Here is a 23,141-nt window from a genome sequence, read left to right as displayed (position 1 = left end):
CACTGTCGCAGGCGAGTCGGAGGAGAGTACGGACGTGGACGTGGACGTGCACGGCACAGTGGCCGAGGGCTTCGAGCCGGTCAGGGACGCGTTCGTGCGGAACTTCGCGGCGCTCGGGGACCGGGGCGCGGCGGTCGCCGTCTACCGGGACGGGAACAAGGTCGTCGACCTGTGGGGCGGTACGAAGGACATCGACGGCACCGAGCCGTGGGCCCGCGGTACCGCCCAGGTCGTGCGCTCGGCCACCAAGGGCGTCGCCGCCGCCGTACCGCTGCTGCTGCACCAGCGCGGGGAACTGGACCTCGACGCGCCGGTGGGCGAGTACTGGCCCGAGTTCAAGGCGAGCGGCAAGGAGCGGGTCCTCGTCCGGCACGTGCTGAACCACCGGGCAGGGCTTCCGGTGCTCGACCGTCCGCTCACGCCGGAGGATGCCCTGGACCCGCTGCGGGGCCCGGAGGCCGTCGCCGCCCAGGCGCCCGTGTGGGAGCCCGGCACCGACCACGGCTACCACGCGCTGACGTACGGCTGGCTGGTCGACGAGCTGGTGCGCCGGGTCACGGGCGGCCGGAGCACGGGCGAGTGGATCGCGTCGGAGATCGCCCGGCCGCTGGGCCTGGACCTGTGGCTGGGCCTGCCGCCCGCCGAGGAGGCGGCCGGCCGCACGGGCCGCGTGGGCCGCGTCGACGACCCCGAGCCGTCCGGCGGCCTGCGGCTGCGTCCGAAGCGCTCGGTCACCGAGGCGTACCAGGACTCGGACTCCCTCACCCGCCGCGCCTTCGCCGCGATCACCCCGTTCCCCGACCAGAACGACCCGGCCTACCGGGCGGCGGCCCTCCCCGCGACCAACGGCATCGCGACCGCCGACGGGCTCGCCCGCTTCTACGCGTCGCTGATCGGCGAGGTCGACGGGGTACGGCTTTTCGACCGGGCCACGGTGGAACGGGCCCGCGCCGAGGAGTCGGCGGGCCCGGACCGGGTCCTCGTCGTGAACACCCGCTTCGGCCTCGGCTACATGCTGCACGGCAGCGCGTCCCCGTTCCTGTCCGCCGGCTCCTTCGGCCACCCGGGCCGCGGCGGCGCCCTCGGCTTCGCCGACCCGGACACGGGCATCGCCTTCGGCTACGTCACCAACGGCTTCCGCAAGACGGTCACGGCCGACCCGCGGGCGCAGGCGCTGGTACGGGCGGTGCGGGCGGCCCTCGGGTAGGGCCTGCGCCTGCCCGGCGCGTTCCCGTCGTCCGCCCGGTGGGCGGGTCCCGCGGCCGTCCGGTGCGTGCGATCGCAAGACGCCGGGGCGCCTTTGACGGGGTCCGCCATGCCGTCGAGGCAGTCGCGGAGTGCGTGCCGGACGCGGCGGGGCAGGGGGACTCCGCCGGGCAGGCCGCAGGGCCTGCCCGGTGGGCAGGCCCTGTCGTCGAGGGTCGCGGGGTGCCGCCCCGCGGCTTCAGACGTGGATCGGGTGGGAGATCCGCCCCGACGCCTCGTCGATCTCGCCGTGCGCCTTGTCGAGCAGGCGCATCGCGAGTTCGTTCAGCGCCCGGGCCCCGGCGACCTCCTCGCCGACCCGCGGCTGCTGGACGTCGGAGTGGTGGCGGCTGGCGTGCCCGTGCGCCCGTACCTCAGTGCCGTCGGGCAGGCGGACCAACGCAGCCGCTTTGGTGTGCTGGTCGTCCTCCATGAACTCCAGCTCGACATGCCATCCCACTGTGGTGTGCATCATGACGATCACCTCCGGAACACCTGCTTCCAGGGTGCTCCTGGACGGCGCCGTACGCACCCACTGCGGCCCGTCATCCCGTGTGCAGCATCAAACCGATCCCGACGACCAGGAGCCCGGCCGCCGCGATCCGGGGCGCCCCGAACGGCTCCTTGAAGAACAGGGCGCCGATCGCGGCGCCGACGAGGATCGAGGACTCGCGCAGCGCGGCGATCGGCGCGAGCTCCGCCCGGGTCTGCGCCCACAGGACCAGCGCGTAGGCGGCGACGGACAGGGCCGCGCCGAGCAGACCGACCCCGGCGTGCGGGCGCAGGCACGCCCACGCCTCGCCGCGCCGCCGCCACAGGAAGTACGCGGGCAGGACCGTGCCCTGGACGGCCATCAGCCAGGCGATGTACCCGAGGGAGGACCCGGAGGCCCGTACGCCCAGTCCGTCGAGGACGGTGTACGCCGCGATGGTCACCCCGGTCGCCAGCGCCGCGCCGATCGCCGCCCAGTCGGGCCTGCGCCCGCGCAGCCCCCACAGGGCGACGCCGGTCAGTCCCGCGCAGGACAGCAGGATGCCCGCGGCCGCCCAGCCGTCCGGCACCTCGTGCGCGAAGACGGCGGCAAGGACGGACACCAGCAGGGGTGCGCTGCCGCGCGCGATCGGATACGCCTGCCCGAAGTCGCCCAGCCGGAAGGACCGCATCAGCAGCGCGTAGTAGGCGATGTGCACGGCGGCGGACCCCAGGAGGTACGGCCATGCCTCCGCCGCCGGGAACGCGGTGAACGGCACCAGCGCCAGCCCGATCAGCAGTCCGCCGCCCGAGATCAGCGCGAACCCGGTCAGCTTGTCCGTGATCCGGTGGGCGATGGCGTTCCAGGCGGCGTGCGTGACCGCGGCGAGCAGGACGGCGCCGGTGACCAGAGGGGTCACGCGGAGCGCTCGCGCACGTCCACGAGGGTGGCGCCGGCGGTGGCGACGAGTTCCTTGGGCTCCATCGGGAAGACGGCGTGCGGGTTGCCCGCGGCGGCCCAGACGACGTCGTGCGCGAGCAGCGAGCGGTCGGCGAGCACACGGGTGCTGTTGCGGTGCCCGAAGGGCGGCACGCCCCCGATGGCGTACCCGGTCGTCTCCCGTACGACGTCGGCCTTGGCCCGCGTGACCTTCTCGGCGCCGAGTTCCTCACGGACCCGCTCCACGTCGACCCGTGAGGCCCCGTCCATCAGGACCAGCACCGGGACGCCGTCCGCCGCGAAGATCAGCGACTTGCAGATCTGGCTCAGCTCGCACCCGATCGCGGCGGCGGCCTCGGCGGCGGTGCGGGTGGCCTCGGGGAAGCGCCGGATGCGGGCGTTCAGGTCCCCGAGGCCCAGCTCACGGAGGGCTTCGGCGAAACGGGGGTGGGCGTCGGAGGTGCCGTTGGTCGTCGTCATGAGCGGCACGGTAGCGGTGGGTGTGGCGTACACGCGACCGGGTTTGCCCGTGTTCCGGGTGTCCTGGACGCAGGAAGCCGGTGAGGGCCGCCCCGTCCCCACGGAGCCCTCACCGGCCGGCCTGCGGTCAGGAGCGGCGCGTCAGGTGCGCACCAGCTCCCGCTTCTCGTCGGGGTCGCCCTGGGCCCGCAGGCCCTCGCCCTCGACGTCCACGTTGGGCAGGGCGCGGTCCAGCCACCCCGGCAGCCACCACGCCTTCTTGCCGAGCAGGGCGAGGACGGCCGGGACGATGGCCATGCGGACGACGAACGCGTCGAAGAGGACGGCGACCGCCAGGCCGAAGCCGATCATCTTGACCATCGACTCGCTGGAGCCGATGAAGCCCGCGAAGACCGCCATCATGATCACCGCGGCGGCGGTGACGACCCTGGCGCCGTGCTTGAAGCCGGTCACCACGGCCTGGCTCGGCGACTCGCCGTGGACGTACGCCTCCCGCATCCGGGTGACCAGGAAGACCTCGTAGTCCATCGCCAGGCCGAAGACGACGCCCACCATGAAGATCGGCATCATGGACATGACCGGGCCGGTCTCCTCGACGCCCATCAGGCCGGACAGCCAGCCCCACTGGAAGACCGCGACCACGGCACCCAGGGCCGCCAGCACGCTCAGCAGGAAACCGAGGGCCGCCTTCAGCGGGACCAGGATCGAGCGGAAGACCACGATCAGGAGCAGGAACGCCAGGCCGACCACCAGGACCAGGTAGGGGACCAGCGCGTCGTTGAGCTTCTGGCTGACGTCGATGTTCATGGCCGTGGAGCCGGTGACCAGGACCTCCGCGCCGGTGTCCGACTTCACGTCGGCGCCCGCGTCGCGGATGGCGTGCACCAGGTCCTCGGTCTGGACGGACGAGGGCTTGGAGTCCGGGACGACGGTGATCGTCGCCGTGTCGCCGGCCTTGTTGGGCGCCGGCGGCGTCACCGCCACGACACCCTTCAGGCCCTTGATCTCGTCGGTGACCTCGGTGAAGGCGGCCTGCGGGTCGTCGCTGCCCTTGGCGTCGGTGACGACCATCAGCGGGCCGTTGAAACCGGGGCCGAAGCCCTCGGAGAGGAGGTCGTAGGCCCGGCGCTGCGTCGTGGACGTCGGCTGCGAGCCGTCGTCGGGCAGACCCAGTTCCAGGGAGGTCGCGGGAACCGCCGCCGCGCCGAGACCGACGACGCCGAGGAGGAGGACGGCGACCGGGCGGCGTACGACGAAGCTCGCCCAGCGGGTGCCGAGGTTGGCCTTGGCCGGCTTCCCCCCGTTCTTCCCGGCGGCGCGGGCGCCGCCCAGCAGCTTGCCCTTCTCGCCGGCCGGCTTGACCTTGCGGCCGGCGTAACCGAGCAGCGCGGGGATCATCGTCAGGGCGATCAGGACCGCGATGGCGACCGTGCCGGCCGCCGCGACGCCCATCTTGGTCAGCATCGGGATGTTGACGACCGCGAGACCCACCAGGGCGATGACCACGGTCAGGCCGGCGAAGACCACGGCGGAGCCGGCGGTGCCGACGGCCCGGCCGGCGGCCTCCTCGCGCTCGCGGCCCTCGGCGAGCTCGGCGCGGTAGCGGGAGACGATGAACAGGGCGTAGTCGATGCCGACCGCGAGGCCGATCATCATCGCCAGGATCGAGGTGGTGGAGCCCAGCTCCAGCGCGCTCGCGAGCGCCGCGATCGTGGAGACGCCGATGCCGACGCCGATCAGGGCGGTGAGCAGCGGCAGCCCGGCCGCGACCAGGGAGCCGAAGGTGATGACGAGGACGACGGCCGCGACGGCGATGCCGATGATCTCCGTGGCGCCGGTGTGCGGGACGGCCTGGAGCGCGTCACCGCCGACCTCGACGGTCAGCCCGGCGTCGCGCGCCTGCTGCGCGGCGTCCTCCAGGGCGTCCTTGGTGGACTCCTCCAGCTCCATGCCGGAGACGTCGTACCTCACCGACGCGTACGCGATCGTGCCGTCCCTGCTGACGGCGTCGGCCTTGTACGGGTCGGCGACGGAGGCGACCTCGGAGCCGTCGGCCAGTTCGCCGACGGTCTTCTCGACGGTCGCCCTGTGGGCGGCGTCCGTCATCTTCTCGCCGTCCGGCGCCTTGAAGACGACACGTGCGGTCGCCCCGTCGGCGCTCTGGCCCGGGAAGCGCTCTTCCAGCAGGTCGAAGGCTTTCTGGGCCTCGGTGCCGGGGATGGAGAACGAGGTGGAGCCGGCGGGCGGGGCACTGGCAGCGCCGACGCCGGCGAGGGTCAGCAGCGCGACCCAGATCAGGGCGACGAAATGCCGTCGCCGGAAGGCGAGCCGGCCGAGTTTGTAGAGGAACGTGGCCACGGGGGCGTACTCCCGGTCAGGTCGTGGGGTCTTCAGGGCAGGGGCGATCAGCCCGACGACGTGAGCGGTGACGTCAGGTGGGGGCTTGACTGGGGACTGTCAGGAAGGGGAGACGCCGAGGGCGGGGAGGACCACGGCGTCGATGTACGAGATGAGGAACTCCCGGGTCGGCGGCTGGTCGTCGAGCAGCGTGCGGGTGGCGAAGCCGCCGACCAGCATGTGCACGAGGAAGTCCAGTGCCGGACAGTCCGGCCTGATCTCACCGCGGTCGACGGCGCGTTGCAGCAGCCGCCGGAACTCCGCCATCTCCGGTTCGATGAGCTGTTCCCGGAACGCCTGGAGCAGATCCGGGTTCTGGTGGAGCGCCATGGCCACACCCCGCATCAGCGCGGAGTTCTGTTCCATGGTGCAGTCGTCCTCGCGGCGCATCAGGGCGTGCAGGTCACCGCGGAGCGACCCGGTGTCGATCTCGCCGATCTCACCGGGCTTGTTGTGCCGGATGGCCTTGACGACCAGCTCGGCCTTGCCGCCCCACTGGCGGTAGAGCGTCGCCTTGCTGGACCGGGTGCGGGCGGCCACGGCGTCCATGGTCAGGGCGTCGTAGCCGACTTCCCGGAGCAGGTCGAGCACGGCCCCGTACAGCTCGGCCTCGCGCTCGGGAGTGATCCGACTCCGGCGCGCCGTCGCGACCTCGGCCATCTCCCTCTCACCTCTCCGTTCAGAACGACACCGTTTCGTACAGGCCCAATGTAGCGCAGGCGCCTAGCGAAACGAAACTGTTTCGTTCGTGTCGTGGGTCACGGTTGTCAGCTCCCCATAAGTTGCCGGTGCCCGGCCCCGGGAAAAGCATGGGAGAGGTGAGCTATCTGCGCTTCCCGCATCTCCATGGCGACCAGTTGTGCTTCGTGGCCGAGGACGACCTCTGGCTCACGGACCTCGACGGCCCGGGCCGCGCCTGGCGGCTCACCGTCGACCGCACCAAGACCGGCCACCCGCGTTTCTCGCCCGACGGCCGGCACATCGCGTACACCACCTGGCGCAGTCTCGTGCCGGAGGTCCACCTGGTACCGGTGGACGGCGGCCCCGGACGGCAGCTCACCTACTGGGGCAGCCTCGACGCACGCGTCTGCGGCTGGGCGCCGCCCGACCCGGACGGGAGCACGGCCATCCTCGCCGTCTCCTCGCACGGCGAACCCTTCTCCCACCTGACCTGGGCCTACAAGATCGCCCCCGACGGCGAGCCCGGCCGCAAGCTGCCCTGGGGACCGGTCGCCGACCTCCAGGCCGCCGACCTCGACGGGGAGCGCAAGACACTGCTGCTCACCGGCACCCCGCCGCACGAACCGGCCTCCTGGAAGCGCTACCGGGGCGGCGCCATGGGCCGGCTGTGGCTGCACGGGCACCGGCTGCTCGCCGACATCGACGGCCACCTGGACTGCCCCATGTTCGTCGGCGGCCGGATCGCGTTCCTCTCCGACCACGAGGGCGTCGGCAACCTCTACTCGTGCGCGTACGACGGCTCCGACCTGCGCCGTCACACCGACAACGACGCCTTCTACGCCCGCAACGCCGCCGGCGACGGCACCCGGGTGGTCTACCAGTGCGCGGGCGAGCTGTGGATCGTCGACGACCTGTCGCCCGACTCGGTGCCGCGCCGGCTCGACGTCCGGCTGAGCGGCGCCCGCGCGGGGCGCCGCCCCTACCAGGTGCCGGCCGCGCAGAACGTGGGCGGCCTCTCCGTCGACGAGACGGGCCGCGCCAGTGCCGTCGTCGTACGCGGCAGCCTCTACTGGCTCACCCACCGCGACGGCCCGGCGCGCACCCTCAGCGACACCGCCGGTGTGCGGGTACGGCTGCCGGAGATGCTCGGAGAGAGCGGGCGGGTCGCCTACGTCACGGACGCCGAGGGCGAGGACGCCGTCGAGATCGCCCACCTGCCCCGGGCGACGGGCGGACGCGCGCCCCGGCGGCTGGCCTCCGGGAAGCTGGGCCGGGTGCTGGAACTGGCGTCGGACCCCCAGGGCCAACGGCTGGCCATCGCCTCGCACGACGGGCGGCTGCTGCTGCTCGACATCTCGGACGAGACGGAGGTCGCCGAGGTGCTGGAGGCGGCGGAGACGGCCGAGGATGCGGACGCGGCCGTGGAGGCCGGCGAGGGTGCCGCCCCGGCGCCCGAGGCCGGCGAAGGCGACGGCGGCGACGGCGTCACCGAGCTGATCCGGTCGGTCAACGGCCCCGTGCGGGACCTCGCCTTCTCCCCGGACGGTGCCTGGCTGACCTGGTCCCACCCTGGGATCGGCCGGTCGCTGCGGCAGATCAAGATGGCCCGGATCAACGGGCAGGAGGGCTCGCTCGTCGTCGACGTCACCAACGGCCGCTTCGAGGACGAGAACCCGGTGTTCACCCGCGACGGCCGCTATCTCGCCTTCCTGTCCTGGCGCGGCTTCGACCCGGTGTACGACGTGCACACCGGCGACCTGTCCTTCCCGCTGGGCTGCCGGCCCCACCTCGTGCCGCTGTCGTCGGCGACCCCCTCCCCCTTCGCGCTGAACCCGGAGGGCCGGCCGGCCGCCGGCGGGCTGGACCCGGTCGAGGACGAGACCGGCGAAGGCGGGGCGGTCACCGTCGAGATCGAGGGCCTGGAGAACCGCGTGACCCCGTTCCCGGTCACCGCCTCCAAGTACTCGGCGCTGCACCCGGTCGCGGGCGGCGGCCTGGTCTGGCTGCGCTGGCCGATCTCGGGCGCGCTGGGCGAGACCTTCGCCAACCCGGACGACCCGAGCGAGCGGCCCACCCTGGAGCACTTCAACCTGGCCAAGGCCAGGAAGTCCGAACTGGCCGGCCACATCGACTGGTTCCGGGTCAGCGGCGACGGCACCCGGTTGGTCGTCCTCGATGAGGGCGATCTGCGCGCGGTGCCCTCCACGGAGCCCGGCGACGCCGACTCGACCACCTGGATCGACCTGCGCCGGATCCTGCACCAGGTCGACCCGCCCGCCGAGTGGCGCCAGGCGTACGAGGAGGCCGGCCGGCTGATCCGCGCCTACTTCTGGGACCCGGGCATGAGCGGCATCGACTGGGACGCGGTGCTGGCGCAGTACCGCCCGCTGGTCGACCAGGTCGCCTCCCCGGACGAGTTCGCCGACCTGCTCCGGGAGGTCCTCGGCGAACTGGGCACCTCGCACGCCTACGTCGCCGCCGCCCGCCGCAACGAGGGCCCCGTGCCCTACCAGCGCTGGCAGGGACTGCTGGGCGCCAACTTCACGTGCCGGGAAGGCCGGTGGACGGTCCGGAGGATCCTGCCCGGCGACTCCTCCGACTCCAAGGCCCGTTCCCCGCTGGCCGGTATGGGCATCCGCGAGGGCGCGGTCCTCACGCACGTCGAGGGCCGCCCGGTGGACCCGGTGAGCGGACCGTACCCGCTGCTCGCGGGCGCGGGCGGTACGACGGTGGAGCTGACCTTCGCACCGGCCGAGGGCGGCGGGCGGGCGCGGCGGGTCGCCGTCGTCCCGCTCGTCGACGAACGGCCGTTGCGCTACCAGGACTGGGTGACCAAACGCCGCGAAGTGGTGCGGGAGTTGAGCGGCGGACGCTGCGGCTATCTGCACATCCCCGACATGGGCGGCTCCGGCTGGGCGCAGTTCAACCGCGACCTGCGCATGGAGGTGTCCCGGCCCTCGCTGATCGTGGACGTGCGCGGCAACGCGGGCGGGCACATCAGCGAACTGGTCATCGAGAAGCTGACGCGCACCATCCTGGGCTGGGACCTGACGCGCGACGCGCAGCCGGTGTCGTACACCTCCAACGCCCCGCGCGGGCCGGTGGTGGCGGTCGCGGACGAGGCGACGTCCTCCGACGGCGACATGATCACGGCGGCGTTCAAACTGCTGAAGCTGGGCCCGGTGGTCGGGCAGCGCACCTGGGGCGGAGTGGTCGGCATGACCGGCCGGCACCGCCTCGGCGACGGCACGGTGATCACGGTCCCGATGAACGCGGCCTGGTTCGACGCCTACGGCTGGTCGGTCGAGAACCATGGGGTGAGCCCCGACGTGGACGTGCTGCGCACCCCGCTGGACTGGGCGGAGGGCCGTTACCCGGTGCTGACCGAGGCGGTACGGCTCGCGGTGGAGCTGCTGGAGTCCAACCCGCCGGCCACGCCGCCCGACTACCGGTACGTACCGGACCGTTCACGGCCCGCACTGCCGCCCAGGCCCTGACGAGCCGTCGCCGCACTGCCGCCCGGTCCCTGAACGAGCCTTGCGGACCTGCCGACTTGGGCGCACCCGCACGGCCGGCTCGTCACGTGTCCCGCTAGGGCGCCTCCCGGCGAGGGCACGCTTCCCACGAGGACGCGCCTTTTCCCCACGAAAACACGTCCCCACGAAGGCACGTGCCCACGAAGGTGCATCCCCACGAAGGCGATTCCCCGCGAAGGCCGGCCCCCGCACGCGGGCACGCGAAAGGGGCGCCCTCGTCTCCGGGGGCGCCCCTTCCGATCAGCAGCGGCCGCGTCAGGCGTCGTAGTCCTCGCTCATGCGGTCCTCCCGCTCACGACGCGCGGGGTCCATCTCGTCGTCGTCGCGGCGGCGGTTGCGGTTCTGGATCTGGTCCTTGGCCTGCTCCGCCCGCTGCTTGCCCTGCTGCTGCATGCGCTCGGCCTTGTCCTGGAACTGGTCCTTGATACCCATGTGGGTTCACTCCCGTGGTGGGTGAGATCGGTGCCTGGTCGGTGAGTTGACCCGGCTCGATCAGATTCACACGGGTGGTGACCGGGCGCATGTCGATCAGTGACGGTGCGTAGTCCTGTGCTGTTCGTCGGCCGCTCCGCCCGCCCCGACCAGGCCGGTACGCATGCCGTTCAGCCGGTCCGCGAACCGGCGCATCTCGCGCTGCCCGACGGTCCCGATGACGGCCGGCAGATACCCGCGCACGCCCTGCATGCCGCGCAGCCACCACTGCCCGTACACGTGGCCCGCCCGCCGCTCGATGCCCTCCACGAGCCGGTCTACCGCCGGGCCCAGCGGATAGGTCTTGTTCGACGGCCACGGCAGCCGCTGCCTGAGCTCCCGCATGACGTCGTCCTGGTCGGCGCCGCGCACCATGTCGGTGTCGGTCCACGACAGGTAGCCGACGCCGACCTTCACGCCCCGGTGGCCGACCTCGGCGCGCAGACTGTGCGCGTACGCCTCCACGCCGGACTTGGAGGCGCAGTAGGCGGTCATCATCGGTGCCGGCGTGATCGCGGCCAGCGACGCGATCTGCAGCAGGTAGCCGCGGCTCTGCATCAGCGCCGGCAGGAAGGCGCGGGCCGTCACCGCCGACCCGACGAGGTTGACCTCGATGACCCGGCGCCAGGACTCCGGGTCGGAGTCGACGAAGGGCCCGCCGGTGGCGACGCCCGCGTTGGCGACGACGATGTCGATCTTGCCGAACCGCTCCTCGACCTCCTGCGCGACCCGGGCCATGGCCTCGTGGTCGGTGACGTCGGCGTGCCAGTGCTCGCTCTCGCTGTGCAGCCGTGCGGAGACCTGCTTGAGCGCGTCCGGCTCCAGGCCGACCAGCGCCACCTTCACGCCTCGTGCGGAGAGCTTGCGGGCCAGCAACTCCCCGACGCCGCGCGCCGCTCCGGTGACGACGGCGACCCGTCCCTCCAGGCTCACCCTGCTCATGCGCTCTCCTCGGCGTGTACGGCGGGTATGTAGGTGCTCGCGAGTGTGCGTATCTTCCCGGTGACCGTCTCCGGCGCCTCCACCGGCGTCATGTGGCCGAGGCCGGGCAGCTCCGTCAGGCCCACGCAGTGCGGCAGCGCGCCGGCCAGCGTCCGGGCGTGCACGGGCGGGGTCAGCCGGTCGGCCGTGCCGACGACCACCTCCACCGGCATCGTCAACTCCCGTACCCCGTGGTCCAGGTCGAGCAGGTCCAGCACCTGCGACCAGGCGTGGCGCACCCTGCGCGGGCAGGCGTGCACGATGCGGGCGCACGCCTCGACCATGTGCGGGGCCGAACCGGCGCCCATGGTCCCGTACTTGAGGATCCTGAGCGCGAGGGGTGTGACCGGCCCGAGCGGCGCACGGGAGCCGAGGATCCGCCGGGTCAGCCAGGTCCGCGCCCGGCCCTCCCCGATCGGCACCACGGTCGCGGACGCCACCAGCCGCGAACTGCCCGTGCTGCACAGCAGGACGGCCGCCGCGTGTGCGCGCAGCGCGGGCCGGGAGGCGGCGGCCATCACCGTCATGCCGCCCATGGAGTGCCCGGCGATCACGGCCTGTTCACCGGGGGCGAGAGTGGCCTCCAGTACGGCTTCGAGGTCGTCGGCGAGGGCCTCGGTGCTGCATGCCGGGCTCGCCGGACTGCGGCCGTGGCCGCGCTGGTCGTAGGCGATGACCCGGTGGTCGGCGGCCAGCGCGCGGATCTGCGCCGCCCAGAAGGCGGTCGAGCAGGCCCAGCCGTGCGCGAGGACGACCGCGGGCGCGTTCTCGGGGCCGTGCACCTCGACGTGCAGCCGGGCTCCGTCGGCGGAGACGGCGGTGAGTTCGCGGGCGGGCACGGGCGGGGCGTACGGCCCGGAGGCGACGGACGTGAGGCGGCTCACGCGACCGCCTCCGCGTTCTCTCCGGCGGCGCCCCCGGCGACGGTCTTCCGGTCGGCCGGTGCCCGCAGCACCTCGTACTCGGCCAGGTTCACGTTCCGCGTGGCGCGCCGGAACTCCGCCGTCGTACCGGGCCAGATGGTGGTGTTGCGGCCGCTGGCGTCCAGGTACCAGCTGGTGCAGCCGCCGGTGTTCCACACCGTGCGCTTCATGCGCTCCTGCACCCGGTGGTTCCAGCCCTGGACGGCGGCGGGGCGGGCGTCGAGGGCGACCCGGCCGCCGAGGACGTTCAGCTGGCGGAGGTAGTCGGCCATGTAGTTCAGCTGGGACTCGATCATGAGGATCATGGACGAGTTCCCGAGGCCGGTGTTGGGCCCGATGATGGTCATCCAGTTGGGGAAGCCGGCCGCGGAGGCGCCGCGCAGGGCCTCCATGCCGCCCTTCCAGCTCTCGGCGAGGGTGCGGCCGTCCGCGCCGACGACCCGCTCGGCGATGGGCATGTCGGTGACGTGGAAGCCCGTGCCGAAGATGATCGCGTCGACCTCGGCCTCGCTGCCGTCGGCGGCGACGAGGGTCGAGCCGCGCACCTCGCCGAGCCCGCTCGCGACGACGTCGACGTTGGGCCGGGCGAGCGCCGGGTAGTACTCGCTCGACAGCAGGATCCGCTTGCAGCCGATGCGGTAGTCGGGGGTCAGCTTGGCGCGCAGGGCCGGGTCCTTGATGGCGCGGGCCATGTTGCGCTTGGCGATCCGCTCGACGAAGCCCAGTTCCTCGGGGTGCTTGGTGAAGGCCTGGACCTGCAGCTCCCGGATGCCCCAGAGCAGTCCGCGGCGCAGCTGGGTGGTGACCGGCAGGGCCCGGTGCAGGGCGCGCTCCACGCCGCTGATCGCGCGGTCCATGCGGGGCATCACCCAGGCCGGGGTGCGCTGGAACAACGTCAGTCGCGAGACCTGGGGCTGGATGGACGGCACGATCTGGATGGCGGAGGCGCCCGTGCCGATCATGGCGACCCGCTTGCCGGCGAGGTCGTAGTCGTGGTCCCAGCGGGCGGAGTGGAAGACCTTGCCGGGGAAGCTGTCGAGGCCCGGGATGTCCGGGACCTTCGGGTCGGACAGCGGTCCGGTGGCGGAGACGACGACGTCGGCGGAAAGGTTTCCGCTCGCGGTCTCGATGTCCCAGCACAGCCGCTCGGCGTCCCAGGCCATCCGCTTCACCTCCGAGTCGAAGCGGATGTGGGGGCGCAGCCCGAAGGTGTCGGCGACGTGCTCCAGGTAGGCGCGGATGTGCCGCTGCCCGGAGAAGGTGCGCGGCCAGTCGGGGTTGGGCGCGAAGGAGAACGAGTACAGGTGGGACGGCACGTCGCAGGCGCAGCCGGGGTAGCTGTTGTCCCGCCAGGTGCCGCCGACGCTGTCGGCCCGTTCCAGGACGACGAAGTCGGTGATCCCCTCGCGGCGCAGCCGCACGGCGGCTCCCAGCCCGCCGAACCCGGACCCGACCACCGCCACCCGCACGTGTTCTCGAACCTGCTCGTGCTCGGCCATCGAAGAAGCCTCCACGCATCGCCTAGAACTCCGCCAGTGAACACTGGCGCAATGGGGAGAGTAGAGCAGCTCCGTACTGATGGGTAGGGGTTGGCGCCAGGAAAGTTACCGACGGTACGACATAGGCTTCCGGAGTGGCAGAAGACGCTTCGGACGCTGGACGTGACGACGGCCCCCGCGAGTACCGCATGGAGGAACTGGCCCGGCTGGCCGGCATCACCGTGCGCACCCTGCGCTTCTACCGCGAACGCAAACTGATCCCCCCGCCCCGCCGCGAGGGCCGCATCGCCTGGTACGACGACCACCACCTGGCCCGCCTGCGCACCATCTCGGCGCTGCTGGAACGCGGCCACACCCTGAACGGCATCGCGGAACTCGCGGACGCCTTCGACCACGGCCGCGACGTCGGCGACCTGCTGGGCCTCGGCGAGCCCACCGAGGAGATCCCGGTCCGTCTCACCCCCGAGGAGCTCGCCGCCCGCTTCGAGGGCGAGGTCACCCCCGAGAACCTCGCCGCCGCGATGGACCTCGGCTACCTCGGCACCGACGGCGACGAGATCGTGCACATCAGCCACCGCCTGCTGGAGGTCTCCTCCGCCCTGGTCCGCGAAGGCATCCCCCTCGGCGAGGTCCTCCGGGCCGGCGCCCGCGTCCGCGAACACGCCGACGCGCTCGCCGAACTCTTCGCCGACCTGATCCTGCGCCACGGCCGGGAACAGGACCTGCAACGCCTGCGCCCGCTGGCCCGCAGCGTGGTCGAGGCGGAACTGTCCCTGGCCATGGACCGCCGGTCCCGCAAGGACGCCGGGCGGGACCGGCACCCTTCCTAACGGTCGTAGACGACCGTCACCGGCGCATGGTCCGACCAGCGCTCCGCGTGCGTGGCGGCACGCTCCACGAACCCCTTGACGGCCCTGGCCGCGAGGCCCGGGGTCGCGGCCTGGAGGTCGATCCTCCACCCCGAATCGTTGTCGAAGGCCCGCCCCCGGTACGACCACCACGAGTACGGCCCCTCCACGTCCGGGTGCAGGGCCCGCACCACGTCGACGTACCCGCCCTCCGCCGGGTCGAAGACGCGGCTCAGCCACTCCCGCTCCTCCGGCAGGAAGCCGGAACTCCTGGTGTTGCCGCGCCAGTTCTTCAGGTCGGCCTTCTGGTGGGCGATGTTCCAGTCGCCGCAGACGACCACCTCGCGCCCCTCGGCGGCGGCGCGCTCGCGCAGATCCTTGAGGTGGGCCAGGAACTCGCCCATGAAGCGGACCTTCTCGTCCTGGCGCTCGGTGCCGACCTCGCCGGAGGGGAGGTAGAGGGAGGCGACCGTCACACCCGGCAGGTCGGCCTCGACGTAGCGCCCACTGGTGTCGAACTCGGACGAACCGAAGCCGATACGCACACGGTCGGGCTCGCGGCGGGTGTAGAGGGAGACGCCGGCGCGGCCCTTGGCGACGGCGGGGGCGTGCGTCACGTGCCACCCGTCGGGCGTGCGGACGTGCTCGGGCAGTTGCTGCGGCTCGGCGCGCACCTCCTGCAGGCACAGCACGTCGGCGGAGGTGCCCGCGAGCCATTCCACGAAGCCCTTCTTCGTGGCGGCGCGCAGGCCGTTTACGTTGACGGAGGTCACGGTGAGCATCAGGGCACGATACCGGCACACTGGACCATGTCTCGTGTTGGAATGCATTGATATACGGTAGGCAGCATGAAAATTCGCCGGGTCCGCTTCGACCACCCCGACGCCGTGAAGCTGAACGACGAGGTGCAGGCCGAGTACCACGTCCGCTACGGCGACGGCGGCGACGCCACGCACCTGGAACCGTCGCACTTCGCGCCGCCGATGGGGCTCTACCTGCTCGCCTACGACGAGGCCGGCGTCCCGGTCGCCTCGGGCGGCTGGCGGACCCAGGAGGCGAACGACGAGAACTACCGGGACGGGGACGCCGAGCTGAAGCGGATGTTCGTCATCGAGCAGATGCGCGGCCGGGGGCTGGCCCGTCGCATCCTGGCCGCCCTGGAGGAGGACGCCCGCGCCGCGGGCCGCCTGCGCATGGTCCTGGAGACCGGCACCAAGCAGCCGGAGGCCGTGGCCCTGTACGTCTCCAGCGGCTACAAGCCGTGCGAGAAGTTCGGCTACTACCGCTTCCACGACGACAGCCTCTGCTACGCGAAGGCGCTGTAGGTCACGCCCGCAGGAACGCCAGGACCGCCAGGACCCGGCGGTGGGTGTCGTCGGCCGGGGGCAGGTCCAGCTTGGTGAGGATAGAGCCGATGTGCTTGCCGACGGCCGCCTCCGTCACCACCAGGGTCCGGGCGATGGCGCCGTTCGACTTCCCCTCCGCCACCAGCGCCAGCACCTCCCGTTCGCGCGGGGTGAGCCGGGCCAGCGGGTCCCGGCGCCGGCGCAGCAGTTGCCGCACCACCTCGGGATCGACGACCGTGCCTCCGGCCGCGACCTCGGCGAGCGCGGAGACGAACTCCTCGACCTGGCCGACGCGGTCCTTGAGCAGGTAGCCGACGCCGGTGCCGTCACCGGAGTCGAGCAGCTCGGCGGCGTAGGCCCGCTGCACGTACTGGCTGAGCACCAGCACCGGCAGCCCGGGCCGCTCCGCCCGCAGCCGCACGGCCGCACGCAGCCCCTCGTCCTGCAGCGCCGGCGGCATCCGTACGTCGGTGACCACGGCGTCGGGACCGTGCTCGGCGACCGCGGCGAGCAGGGCGTCGGCGTCACCGACGGCCGCGACGACCTCGTGCCCGAAGCGGGTGAGCAGTCCGATCAGGCCCTCGCGCAGCAGCACGCTGTCCTCGGCGAGGACTATCCGCAGGGGTCTTCCATGGGCGAGGGCCGGCAAGGGATCTCCACACGCAGCAGGGTCGGTCCGCCCGGCGGGCTGGACAGGGAGAGTCTGCCATCGAGCACCGACACCCGGTCCGCGAGTCCGGTCAGACCGGTGCCGCCCCGCGCGTCGGCGCCACCGCGCCCGTCGTCGCGGACGCGCAGCACCAGCCGCCCGTCCCCGTACCCGCCGCTCACCTCGGCGCGGCCCGCCCCGCTGTGCCTGGCCACGTTGGCGAGGGCCTCGCAGACCACGAAGTACGCGGCGCTCTCCACGGGCCGCGGCAGCCGTTCGGGCAGCTCCAGGTCCACGTCCACCGGAACGGGGCTGCGGTCGGCGGCGTCCGCGACGGCCGCTTCGAGGCCGTAGTCGGTCAGGACCTTGGGATGGATGCCGTGGATGAGTTCGCGCAGCTCCGCGAGGGCCCGCTCGGCCTCCCGGTGGGCCGTGGCGAGCTGGTCGGCGAGCCGCCCGGGCGGGGCGTCCAGGCGGGCCAGGCCGAGCGTCATGGTGAGGGCGACGACACGCTGCTGGGCCCCGTCGTGCAGGTCCCGCTCGATGCGCCGCCGCTCCGCCTCGAAGGCGTCCACCAACCGCACCCGGGAACGGACGAGTTCGGTGACCCGGTCGCTGTCCTTCCCGGCCAGCAGCGCCCGCGCCAGCTCCGCCCGCGCCCCGGCGACCGCGCCGAGGGCGTAGGCCCCGGCGGCCAGCAGCACCAGCCCGAGCCCGGCGACCGCGAAGGCGCCCGGCCAACTGTCCACGAGCCACAGCTTGGCCACCTTCGCCTCACCGTCGACGGCGACCAGCGCGGGCGCGGCGACCATGGACAGCGGAAGGACCGCGCCGCCGGCGACGGCCGCCGCGTCGAGCGGCCACAGCACCACGCCGAGCAGCACCGCGTACGCCAACTCCCGCCAGGTGGCCGCCTCCCCGAGGCGCACCACCAGCCACGCCGCGAGGCCCGGCCGGTCGGGCACCCGGTGCTGCCCGGGCGGCATCGGGCCGGCCCCCGCCAGCCGCAGCCGGCGGCGCTCCACGGCGGCCACCGGTATCCCGGCCAGCGCGGTCAGCACCAGCAGCGGCAGCCCGACGAGGACGACGGCGAGGACGCCCCCGGCCACGGCCCCGCTGACGATCACCACCAGGACGACCGCCCCGAAGAGCGCCCCGCTCGCCAGGTACGCGACCGCACGCCAGGGCCACGCCGATCCCAGGTATCCGCGCCCCGCGAGCGCCCGCCACACCGTCATGGGGATCACCGTACGGGCGGCCTGCGGACCGTCACCATCGGCGCAGACGGAGCTTCGGGGGTATGCCTGGCCCTACCCCGACTCTCGCCCCTGCCGCACTGATCCGGACCGCCCTCCCGGGGTTTCGTTGAGCCATCGGCACCGGACGAGTGGAGGCAGAGGCAGACATGAGACCCGACGCGATCGAACTGCGTTCCGTGAGCAGGCGGTACGGGACGGCCGATGGCTCGGTGAGCGCGCTGGAGGGGGTCTCGCTCGCCTTCGGCGCCGGGACGTTCACGGCCGTCATGGGCCCGTCCGGCTCGGGCAAGTCCACGCTGCTGCAGTGCGCGGCGGGCCTGGACCGCCCCACGTCGGGGTCGGTGCGGCTCGGGGAGACGGAGCTGACGGCGCTGAGCGAACGGCGGCTGACGCTGCTGCGCCGGAAGAGGATCGGGTTCGTGTTCCAGGCGTTCAACCTGCTGCCGTCCCTGACGGCCGCTCAGAACGTCGCACTGCCGCTGCGCCTGGCCGGCCGGCGCCCGCGCCGGGCCGAGGTGCGGGAGGCGCTGCGGCGGGTGGGGCTCGCGGAGCGGGCCGGGCACCGGCCCTCGGAGCTGTCCGGCGGCCAGCAGCAACGGGTCGCGCTGGCCCGGGCCCTGATCACCCGGCCCGAGGTGCTGTTCGGCGACGAGCCGACCGGCGCCCTCGACTCGGTGACCGGCCGCGAGGTGCTGGCGCTGCTGCGGGGCATGGTCGACGCCGAGGGCCGCACGGTCGTCATGGTGACCCACGACCCGGTGGCCGCCTCGTACGCCGACCGCGTCGTGTTCCTGGTCGACGGCCGGGTGCACGGGGAACTGGCGGGTGCCTCGGCGGGGGAGATCGCGGCCCGGACGGCCGGCCTGGAGACGAGCGGGGCGGAGGCCGTGCCGTGCTGAGCATCGCGCTGCGCACCCTGCGCGCCCGCTGGATCACCTTCGCGGGCAGCTTCGTCGCCCTCGCGCTCGGCACCGGGCTGCTCGCCGTGATGGGCCTGGCCCTGGCCTCCGCGCAGAACGCCCCCGAACGCGCGCCGGAACGGTTCGCGGCGGCGCCGGTGGTGGTGCGGGGGCAGGACACCCTGCGCGTGCCCACCGCGATCGGCGTGAAGACGGAGAAGCTGGCGCATCCCCGCCCGGTGCCGGAGCGGACGGTGGCAGCCCTGCGCACCCTCGGCCCGGTCACCGAGGACCGCTCCTTCCCGGTACGTGCCGAGGGCGGACCCGGCGGACTGGTGGGCCACCCGTGGTCGACGGCGGCCTTCGCCCCGTACGAGCTGAGCGCGGGCCGTGCGCCGAGGGCCGCCGACGAGGTGGTGACCACCGGCGGCTGGGCGGCCGTCGGCGAGCGGCTGCGCACCGGTCACGGCACGGTCCGCGTGGTCGGGGCGGTGGACGACCGGGGCTTCGAGGACGCCGTCTTCTACACCGACGCCCGCGCCGCACGCCTCGCGCCGGTCAGCAGGCAGCTGGTGGTGGACGCCGATCCGGCCGAGGTACGGCGGACGGTGGGCGAGCGCGCCCAGGTGCTGACGGGTACGGCACGGCGGCTCGCGGACGCCCGCCCGGACCGGGACGAGGAGGCGGTGACGGCGCTGACCGCCCTGTTCGGCACGGCGGGCGGGGTGGCCGGGTTCGTGTCGGTGTTCGTGGTGGCGTCGACGTTCGCCTTCACGGTGGCCCAGCGGCGCCGGGAGTTCGGGCTGCTGCGCACGGCGGGCGCGACGCCGGGCCAGGTCCGCCGGCTGGTGTGCGCCGAGGCGCTGCTGGTCGGCGTGCTCGCCTCGGCGGCGGGCTGCGCGCTGGGCGGGTACGCCGCCCCGCACCTGGCCGCGTGGGTGGTCGGCGAGGGGCTGGCGCCGCACTGGTTCACGATCGGCGACCAGGTCTGGCCGTACCACCTGGCCTTCTGGACGGGTCTGCTGATCGCCCTGTGCGGGGTGGTCGCGGCGTCCTGGCGGGCCGGACGGACCGGCCCCGCACAGGCGCTGCGCGAGGCGTCGGTGGACGCCGGCACCCTGACCCGGGGCCGCCTGCTGTGCGGGGCGGCGCTGCTGGTCACGGCCGCGGCGACCCTGGCCGTGGCCCTGCTGACCGACCCGTCGGACCTGCTGCACCGCAAGACGTACGTCAGCCGCCCGATGCTGCTGATCACGGCGGTGGCGCTGCTGTCCCCGCTCGTGGTGCGCCCGCTGACCCGGCTGGTGGCCTGGCTGCCGTCCCGGCTGCCCGGCGCGGGCGGGATGCTGGTGCGGGAGAACGCGGCCGCGTCCGTCCGCCGCACGGCGGCCGTGGCGGCGCCGGTGCTGGTGACGGTGGCGCTGACCGGTTCACTGCTCGGGGCGACGGCGACGCTGGACGAGGCGCGCGCGGCCGAGGACCGGCAGCGGACGGCGGCCGACTTCGTGGTGACCGCGGCCGGCGGCCTGGACCGGGCGGCGGTGGAACGACTGCGGGCGGTCCCCCAGGCCGTGGTCTCGCCCACCGCGCCGAGCGCCGTGTACGTCCTGGAGGAGGGCGTGGCCCTGATCAGGTCCGAGGCCCGCGCGGTCGACCCCCGGGCCCTCGCGGCCACGGCACGGGTGCCGTTGACGGCCGGCCGGATCACCGACCTCGACGACGGCTCGATCGTCGTCGACGAGGAGTGGGAGCGGCGCACGGTCGGGCAGCGCGTCACCGTCCGGCTCGGCGACGGCACCCGCCGGTCGCTGCGGATCGCCGCGGTGATGCCGGTGGGCACCGGCGACAACGGCGCCTACGTCACGTTCGCCAACGCACCCGGCGCCAAGGTCGACCGGGTGGAGGTCACGGTCGCCGAGGGCGCGGACCGGCGCGCCGTGGCGGCGGGGCTGCGGGAGGCGGTGGAGTCCTCGGGCGGGCGGGTGCTCACCCGGGAGGCGTGGCTGAGCGCCACGGCACCCCGCGCCGACGGCACGACACGGGCCGGCTTCCTGGTGGTCGTGGGCATCGCGCTGCTCTACGCGGGCATCGCCCTCGCGGGAACCCTGGTCATGGCGACGTCCGGCCGGCGCCGGGAGTTGGCGGCGCTGCGTCTGGCGGGCGCCACCCGTGGCCAGGTGCTGCGGCTGGTGGCGGCGGAGGCGCTGACCGTGGTCGCGGTGGGCGCGCTGCTCGGGGTCGCGGTGGCGGCGGTGAACCTGCTCGGGATGCGGGGCGCCCTGTCCCTGCTGTCGGCTCCGGCCCGGCTGGTCCTGCCGTGGCCGGCCATGGGGGCCGCGGCCGGTGCGTGCGCGGTCGTCGCCGTCGTCGCGGCGGCCGTCCCGGCCGGGGCGGCGCTGCGGCAGCGCACCTGAGCGGGCCGCACGGGGGCTCTGGGCCACGCCGGTTGGGCGGCCGCGAAGCCCGAGCCCCTGCCGGCCTTCCCTGGCAGGGCTCCATGCCGCTTGGACTGGACGGGATCTGACGGGCCTCTCATGGGCTGGAGACGGCCAGGGCGTGGCCTCCGAGCACCACGGCGACGATCAGGCAGGCGACGGTGACGCCGGCGGCCACGCGCCGCCCCGGTAGAAACCTGCGCGGCAGGCAGACAACCAGCACCGCACTGACCCACGCCACGGACACCAGCCGGGGGAGCCATGCCTCGGCCCGGTCGTTGACCAGGTAACAGTGCTCAGCCCGCGATCCGTGGACGCCGAAGTAGAAGAGACAGTCGTTCCCGAAGTTCTCGGAGAGCAACGCGGTGAGCCCCCACCACACGGTGGTGAGGACGGCCGCGGCCACCGCGCCAGCAAGGAACGAGCATCCGCCGGGGCCACGCGGCGCGGCCGTGTCCATACTCTGACTTCTCCAGCGAGGAACGTTCCGCCGAGGGATCCCAGCAGGGTCCGGAACATACGGCACCCGCTGACCGACGCCAATGCTGCAGGGCATGAACCTCGCTGCCGTACAACACGTCAAAGCCCCGGTCGGGAGTTCCCTACCGGGGCTTTGAGCTGCGTGGACCTGAGGGGATTTGAACCCCTGGCCCCCTCGATGCGAACGAGGTGCGCTACCGGACTGCGCCACAGGCCCTTGCAACGAGTGAAACTTTAGCATCCCGATCGGCCTGCTCAAAAATCCCTTCCGGGGCCCGGCCGCGGGGCGGCCTACTCGTTGGCCGCGCGGGGACGGTCGCCGTCCTCGTACTGGTCGAACAGCGGCGTGCGGCCCCGCTCCCGTGCCCGGCGGGCGGACGCGGCGCGGCGGGCGTCGCTGCGGCCGGGGCTCTCCGGCCGGTCCTCGGCGCGGGGGGCCGGGCGGTCCGGCTCGGCGACGGCCGCCGCGTCCTGCCGGTCCGGCACGACCGGGCCGGACCGGGCCGAGCTCCACGCGTCCGGTGCCGCGAGGTCCACGTCGGCGGTGGCGCGGGGCGCGACGGGCGCGGTCACGTAGGTGGGCAGGGGCACCGGGACGGGGTCCCAGCTCTCGCCCTGCCCGGGGCGTTGCTGCCGTTCGCGCTGCTGGTCGACCCACTCGGCGTGATCGGTCTGCTCCACCAGGGCCCGCCGGTCCGCGGCGAGCGCGGACAGGCCGGGGTCGGCCTCGGTCTCGGGCCCCTCCTCCGGCTCCTCGGCGTCGGGGTCGCCGACCGCCTCGGCGGACACACGCCGACGCGGCTGGCGGTCGCGCTCGCGCAGCCGCTGCGCCGCGACCTCGGCCCGGCGCCGGTCCATCTGGAAGGCGAACCGGCGGCGCTCCTGGGAACGCAGATAGGCGATGTACGCGCTGAGCAGCACCGCGGGCACGCCGGGGGCCCACAGGAACGCCAGCCCCCCGACGGCCGCGACGACCGAGCCGAGGGTGAAGGCGAGGAAGAGCACGACGGTGGTCCTGCGGCGCCGTGCGAGCACCTTCGTGCGCCGGGCACGGGCCGCGGCGGCCGGTGATGCGGGGGATGCCGGGGACGCGGGTGCCTGGCGCGCTGCCGGTACCCGGCGGCCGGCCGGTGCGTCACCGGGCTGCTCCACGCCGGGCGGGGGCACGACGGGCTGGGTGTGCCGGCGGGTTCTGGACACGGCGAAGGCCCGGACGTCCACCGATTCGGTGGCGGCATCCGGGTCGTCCTCGTCGTGCTCCGCCTCGTCGGCGGGGCGCGACCGCAGGTCCTTGGCGTACCGGCGCTCCATCCCCGCCCGTCCGGACAGCAGCCGGATGGCGGTGCTGAAGCGTTCCGTCGGACGGGCTTCGTTCAGCTCGTCCTGCCTACGGAGCCACATCGGCACCAAGTAGGCGGCCCAGGCCCCGACGATGACTGCGTAGATGAGGCCGCTGCTGCTCACGCCTCACACGGTAGAGGGGTTTGCGTGAGGCCATCCGCCAATTGGGCCGGTGTGTCGCACGATCTGGCTGATATTTCGAACTTTTTTTGCGACGGATGCGATCAGCCGACCGTCAGTGCCACCAATTTTCCCACCTT

20 protein-coding genes and 1 tRNA gene are annotated in these 23,141 nt (G+C 73.5%); 6 read left to right on the top strand and 15 right to left on the bottom strand.

Features of this window, described 5'->3' with window-relative positions; all coding sequences use genetic code 11:
- Positions 1 to 40: 40 nt before the first annotated feature.
- Positions 41 to 1,207, top strand: coding sequence for a serine hydrolase domain-containing protein (locus IE260_RS15495; protein ID WP_189872157.1), 1,167 nt, complete (start codon positions 41 to 43; stop codon positions 1,205 to 1,207).
- A gap of 237 nt (positions 1,208 to 1,444) precedes the next feature.
- Here IE260_RS15495 and IE260_RS15490 read toward each other — a convergent pair whose 3' ends face one another.
- The 5 genes from IE260_RS15490 to IE260_RS15470 all read right to left on the bottom strand — a co-directional run bounded on the left by IE260_RS15490 (position 1,445) and on the right by IE260_RS15470 (position 6,193).
- Positions 1,445 to 1,720, bottom strand: coding sequence for a DUF1876 domain-containing protein (locus tag IE260_RS15490; RefSeq protein ID WP_189872065.1), 276 nt, complete (start codon positions 1,718 to 1,720; stop codon positions 1,445 to 1,447).
- 70 nt (positions 1,721 to 1,790) lie between these two features.
- Complete coding sequence (locus IE260_RS15485; RefSeq protein ID WP_189872064.1) at positions 1,791 to 2,636, bottom strand: EamA family transporter; 846 nt, start codon at positions 2,634 to 2,636, stop codon at positions 1,791 to 1,793.
- The gene (locus tag IE260_RS15480; RefSeq protein WP_189872062.1) at positions 2,633 to 3,136 is read right to left on the bottom strand and encodes a YbaK/EbsC family protein; all 504 of its coding nucleotides are present in this window, start codon (positions 3,134 to 3,136) and stop codon (positions 2,633 to 2,635) included. The genes IE260_RS15485 and IE260_RS15480 overlap by 4 nt, the downstream gene beginning before the upstream one ends.
- Before the next feature lie 141 nt (positions 3,137 to 3,277).
- Positions 3,278 to 5,494 (bottom strand): MMPL family transporter, encoded by a 2,217-nt coding sequence (locus IE260_RS15475; RefSeq protein ID WP_189872060.1) that lies wholly within the window; start codon positions 5,492 to 5,494, stop codon positions 3,278 to 3,280.
- A 99-nt stretch (positions 5,495 to 5,593) separates the two neighbouring features.
- The gene (locus IE260_RS15470) at positions 5,594 to 6,193 is read right to left on the bottom strand and encodes a TetR/AcrR family transcriptional regulator (protein ID WP_189872058.1); all 600 of its coding nucleotides are present in this window, start codon (positions 6,191 to 6,193) and stop codon (positions 5,594 to 5,596) included.
- Positions 6,194 to 6,342: 149 nt separating this feature from the next.
- Here IE260_RS15470 and IE260_RS15465 point away from each other — a divergent pair, with 149 nt between their 5' ends.
- Positions 6,343 to 9,711 carry a S41 family peptidase gene (locus IE260_RS15465; protein WP_189872056.1) on the top strand — a complete coding sequence of 1,123 codons (3,369 nt, stop codon included), beginning with the start codon at positions 6,343 to 6,345 and terminating at the stop codon, positions 9,709 to 9,711.
- A gap of 294 nt (positions 9,712 to 10,005) precedes the next feature.
- Here IE260_RS15465 and IE260_RS15460 read toward each other — a convergent pair whose 3' ends face one another.
- The 4 genes from IE260_RS15460 to IE260_RS15445 form a co-directional block, all read right to left on the bottom strand.
- Complete coding sequence (locus IE260_RS15460) at positions 10,006 to 10,182, bottom strand: hypothetical protein (protein ID WP_189872054.1); 177 nt, start codon at positions 10,180 to 10,182, stop codon at positions 10,006 to 10,008.
- A 96-nt stretch (positions 10,183 to 10,278) separates the two neighbouring features.
- Positions 10,279 to 11,163 (bottom strand): SDR family oxidoreductase, encoded by an 885-nt coding sequence (locus tag IE260_RS15455; RefSeq protein WP_189872052.1) that lies wholly within the window; start codon positions 11,161 to 11,163, stop codon positions 10,279 to 10,281.
- The gene (locus tag IE260_RS15450) at positions 11,160 to 12,086 is read right to left on the bottom strand and encodes an alpha/beta fold hydrolase (RefSeq protein ID WP_189872050.1); all 927 of its coding nucleotides are present in this window, start codon (positions 12,084 to 12,086) and stop codon (positions 11,160 to 11,162) included. The genes IE260_RS15455 and IE260_RS15450 overlap by 4 nt, the downstream gene beginning before the upstream one ends.
- Entirely contained in the window at positions 12,083 to 13,624 is a 1,542-nt protein-coding gene (locus tag IE260_RS15445; RefSeq protein WP_189872048.1) for a flavin-containing monooxygenase, read from the bottom strand. The genes IE260_RS15450 and IE260_RS15445 overlap by 4 nt, the downstream gene beginning before the upstream one ends.
- 188 nt (positions 13,625 to 13,812) lie before the next feature.
- Between IE260_RS15445 and IE260_RS15440 the strand changes: the two genes are divergently transcribed.
- Positions 13,813 to 14,454 (top strand): MerR family transcriptional regulator, encoded by a 642-nt coding sequence (locus tag IE260_RS15440; RefSeq protein WP_189872155.1) that lies wholly within the window; start codon positions 13,813 to 13,815, stop codon positions 14,452 to 14,454.
- Here the strand turns inward: IE260_RS15440 and IE260_RS15435 are convergent.
- Positions 14,451 to 15,254, bottom strand: a complete 804-nt coding sequence (locus IE260_RS15435; RefSeq protein ID WP_189872046.1) for an exodeoxyribonuclease III — start codon at positions 15,252 to 15,254, stop codon at positions 14,451 to 14,453. The genes IE260_RS15440 and IE260_RS15435 overlap by 4 nt on opposite strands.
- 66 nt (positions 15,255 to 15,320) lie before the next feature.
- On the opposite strand from IE260_RS15435, the gene IE260_RS15430 reads away from it, so the two are divergent.
- Positions 15,321 to 15,797, top strand: coding sequence for a GNAT family N-acetyltransferase (locus tag IE260_RS15430; RefSeq protein ID WP_189872044.1), 477 nt, complete (start codon positions 15,321 to 15,323; stop codon positions 15,795 to 15,797).
- Between the two features lies 1 nt (position 15,798).
- Here IE260_RS15430 and IE260_RS15425 read toward each other — a convergent pair whose 3' ends face one another.
- Complete coding sequence (locus tag IE260_RS15425) at positions 15,799 to 16,467, bottom strand: response regulator (RefSeq protein ID WP_189872042.1); 669 nt, start codon at positions 16,465 to 16,467, stop codon at positions 15,799 to 15,801.
- The gene (locus IE260_RS15420) at positions 16,431 to 17,705 is read right to left on the bottom strand and encodes a sensor histidine kinase (RefSeq protein ID WP_189872040.1); all 1,275 of its coding nucleotides are present in this window, start codon (positions 17,703 to 17,705) and stop codon (positions 16,431 to 16,433) included. The genes IE260_RS15425 and IE260_RS15420 overlap by 37 nt, the downstream gene beginning before the upstream one ends.
- Positions 17,706 to 17,872: 167 nt before the next feature.
- Here IE260_RS15420 and IE260_RS15415 point away from each other — a divergent pair, with 167 nt between their 5' ends.
- Complete coding sequence (locus tag IE260_RS15415; protein WP_189872038.1) at positions 17,873 to 18,625, top strand: ABC transporter ATP-binding protein; 753 nt, start codon at positions 17,873 to 17,875, stop codon at positions 18,623 to 18,625.
- Positions 18,619 to 21,039 (top strand): FtsX-like permease family protein, encoded by a 2,421-nt coding sequence (locus tag IE260_RS15410; RefSeq protein ID WP_189872036.1) that lies wholly within the window; start codon positions 18,619 to 18,621, stop codon positions 21,037 to 21,039. Before IE260_RS15415 ends, IE260_RS15410 begins: the two co-directional genes overlap by 7 nt.
- A 118-nt stretch (positions 21,040 to 21,157) precedes the next feature.
- Here IE260_RS15410 and IE260_RS15405 read toward each other — a convergent pair whose 3' ends face one another.
- From IE260_RS15405 to sepX, 3 genes are all read right to left on the bottom strand, one after another.
- A complete protein-coding gene (locus tag IE260_RS15405; protein ID WP_189872034.1) occupies positions 21,158 to 21,520 on the bottom strand; it encodes a hypothetical protein in 363 nt (120 codons plus the stop codon).
- Between the two features lie 163 nt (positions 21,521 to 21,683).
- Positions 21,684 to 21,757 (bottom strand) — tRNA-Ala (locus tag IE260_RS15400).
- Between the two features lie 74 nt (positions 21,758 to 21,831).
- Positions 21,832 to 23,004, bottom strand: a complete 1,173-nt coding sequence (gene sepX / locus IE260_RS15395) for a divisome protein SepX/GlpR (RefSeq protein ID WP_189872032.1) — start codon at positions 23,002 to 23,004, stop codon at positions 21,832 to 21,834.
- Between the last annotated feature and the right edge of the window lie 137 nt (positions 23,005 to 23,141).

It is taken from the genome of Streptomyces viridiviolaceus (genome assembly GCF_014650995.1).
In the GTDB taxonomy this organism is placed as follows: domain Bacteria; phylum Actinomycetota; class Actinomycetes; order Streptomycetales; family Streptomycetaceae; genus Streptomyces; species Streptomyces viridiviolaceus.
This window is presented reverse-complemented; position numbering and strand designations above follow the sequence as displayed.

Bases quoted from the DNA above. Each gene is read 5' to 3' on its own strand.
- IE260_RS15445 (WP_189872048.1), bottom strand. From the start codon at position 13,624: ATGGCCGAGCACGAGCAGGTTCGAGAACACGTGCGGGTGGCGGTGGTC.
- IE260_RS15480 (WP_189872062.1), bottom strand. From the start codon at position 3,136: ATGACGACGACCAACGGCACCTCCGACGCCCACCCCCGTTTCGCCGAA.
- IE260_RS15460 (WP_189872054.1), bottom strand. From the start codon at position 10,182: ATGGGTATCAAGGACCAGTTCCAGGACAAGGCCGAGCGCATGCAGCAG.
- IE260_RS15405 (WP_189872034.1), bottom strand. From the start codon at position 21,520: ATGGACACGGCCGCGCCGCGTGGCCCCGGCGGATGCTCGTTCCTTGCT.
- IE260_RS15455 (WP_189872052.1), bottom strand. From the start codon at position 11,163: ATGAGCAGGGTGAGCCTGGAGGGACGGGTCGCCGTCGTCACCGGAGCG.
- IE260_RS15430 (WP_189872044.1), top strand. From the start codon at position 15,321: ATGAAAATTCGCCGGGTCCGCTTCGACCACCCCGACGCCGTGAAGCTG.
- IE260_RS15470 (WP_189872058.1), bottom strand. From the start codon at position 6,193: ATGGCCGAGGTCGCGACGGCGCGCCGGAGTCGGATCACTCCCGAGCGC.
- IE260_RS15435 (WP_189872046.1), bottom strand. From the start codon at position 15,254: ATGCTCACCGTGACCTCCGTCAACGTAAACGGCCTGCGCGCCGCCACG.
- IE260_RS15440 (WP_189872155.1), top strand. From the start codon at position 13,813: ATGGAGGAACTGGCCCGGCTGGCCGGCATCACCGTGCGCACCCTGCGC.
- IE260_RS15465 (WP_189872056.1), top strand. From the start codon at position 6,343: ATGGGAGAGGTGAGCTATCTGCGCTTCCCGCATCTCCATGGCGACCAG.
- IE260_RS15420 (WP_189872040.1), bottom strand. From the start codon at position 17,705: ATGACGGTGTGGCGGGCGCTCGCGGGGCGCGGATACCTGGGATCGGCG.
- IE260_RS15490 (WP_189872065.1), bottom strand. From the start codon at position 1,720: ATGATGCACACCACAGTGGGATGGCATGTCGAGCTGGAGTTCATGGAG.
- IE260_RS15415 (WP_189872038.1), top strand. From the start codon at position 17,873: ATGAGACCCGACGCGATCGAACTGCGTTCCGTGAGCAGGCGGTACGGG.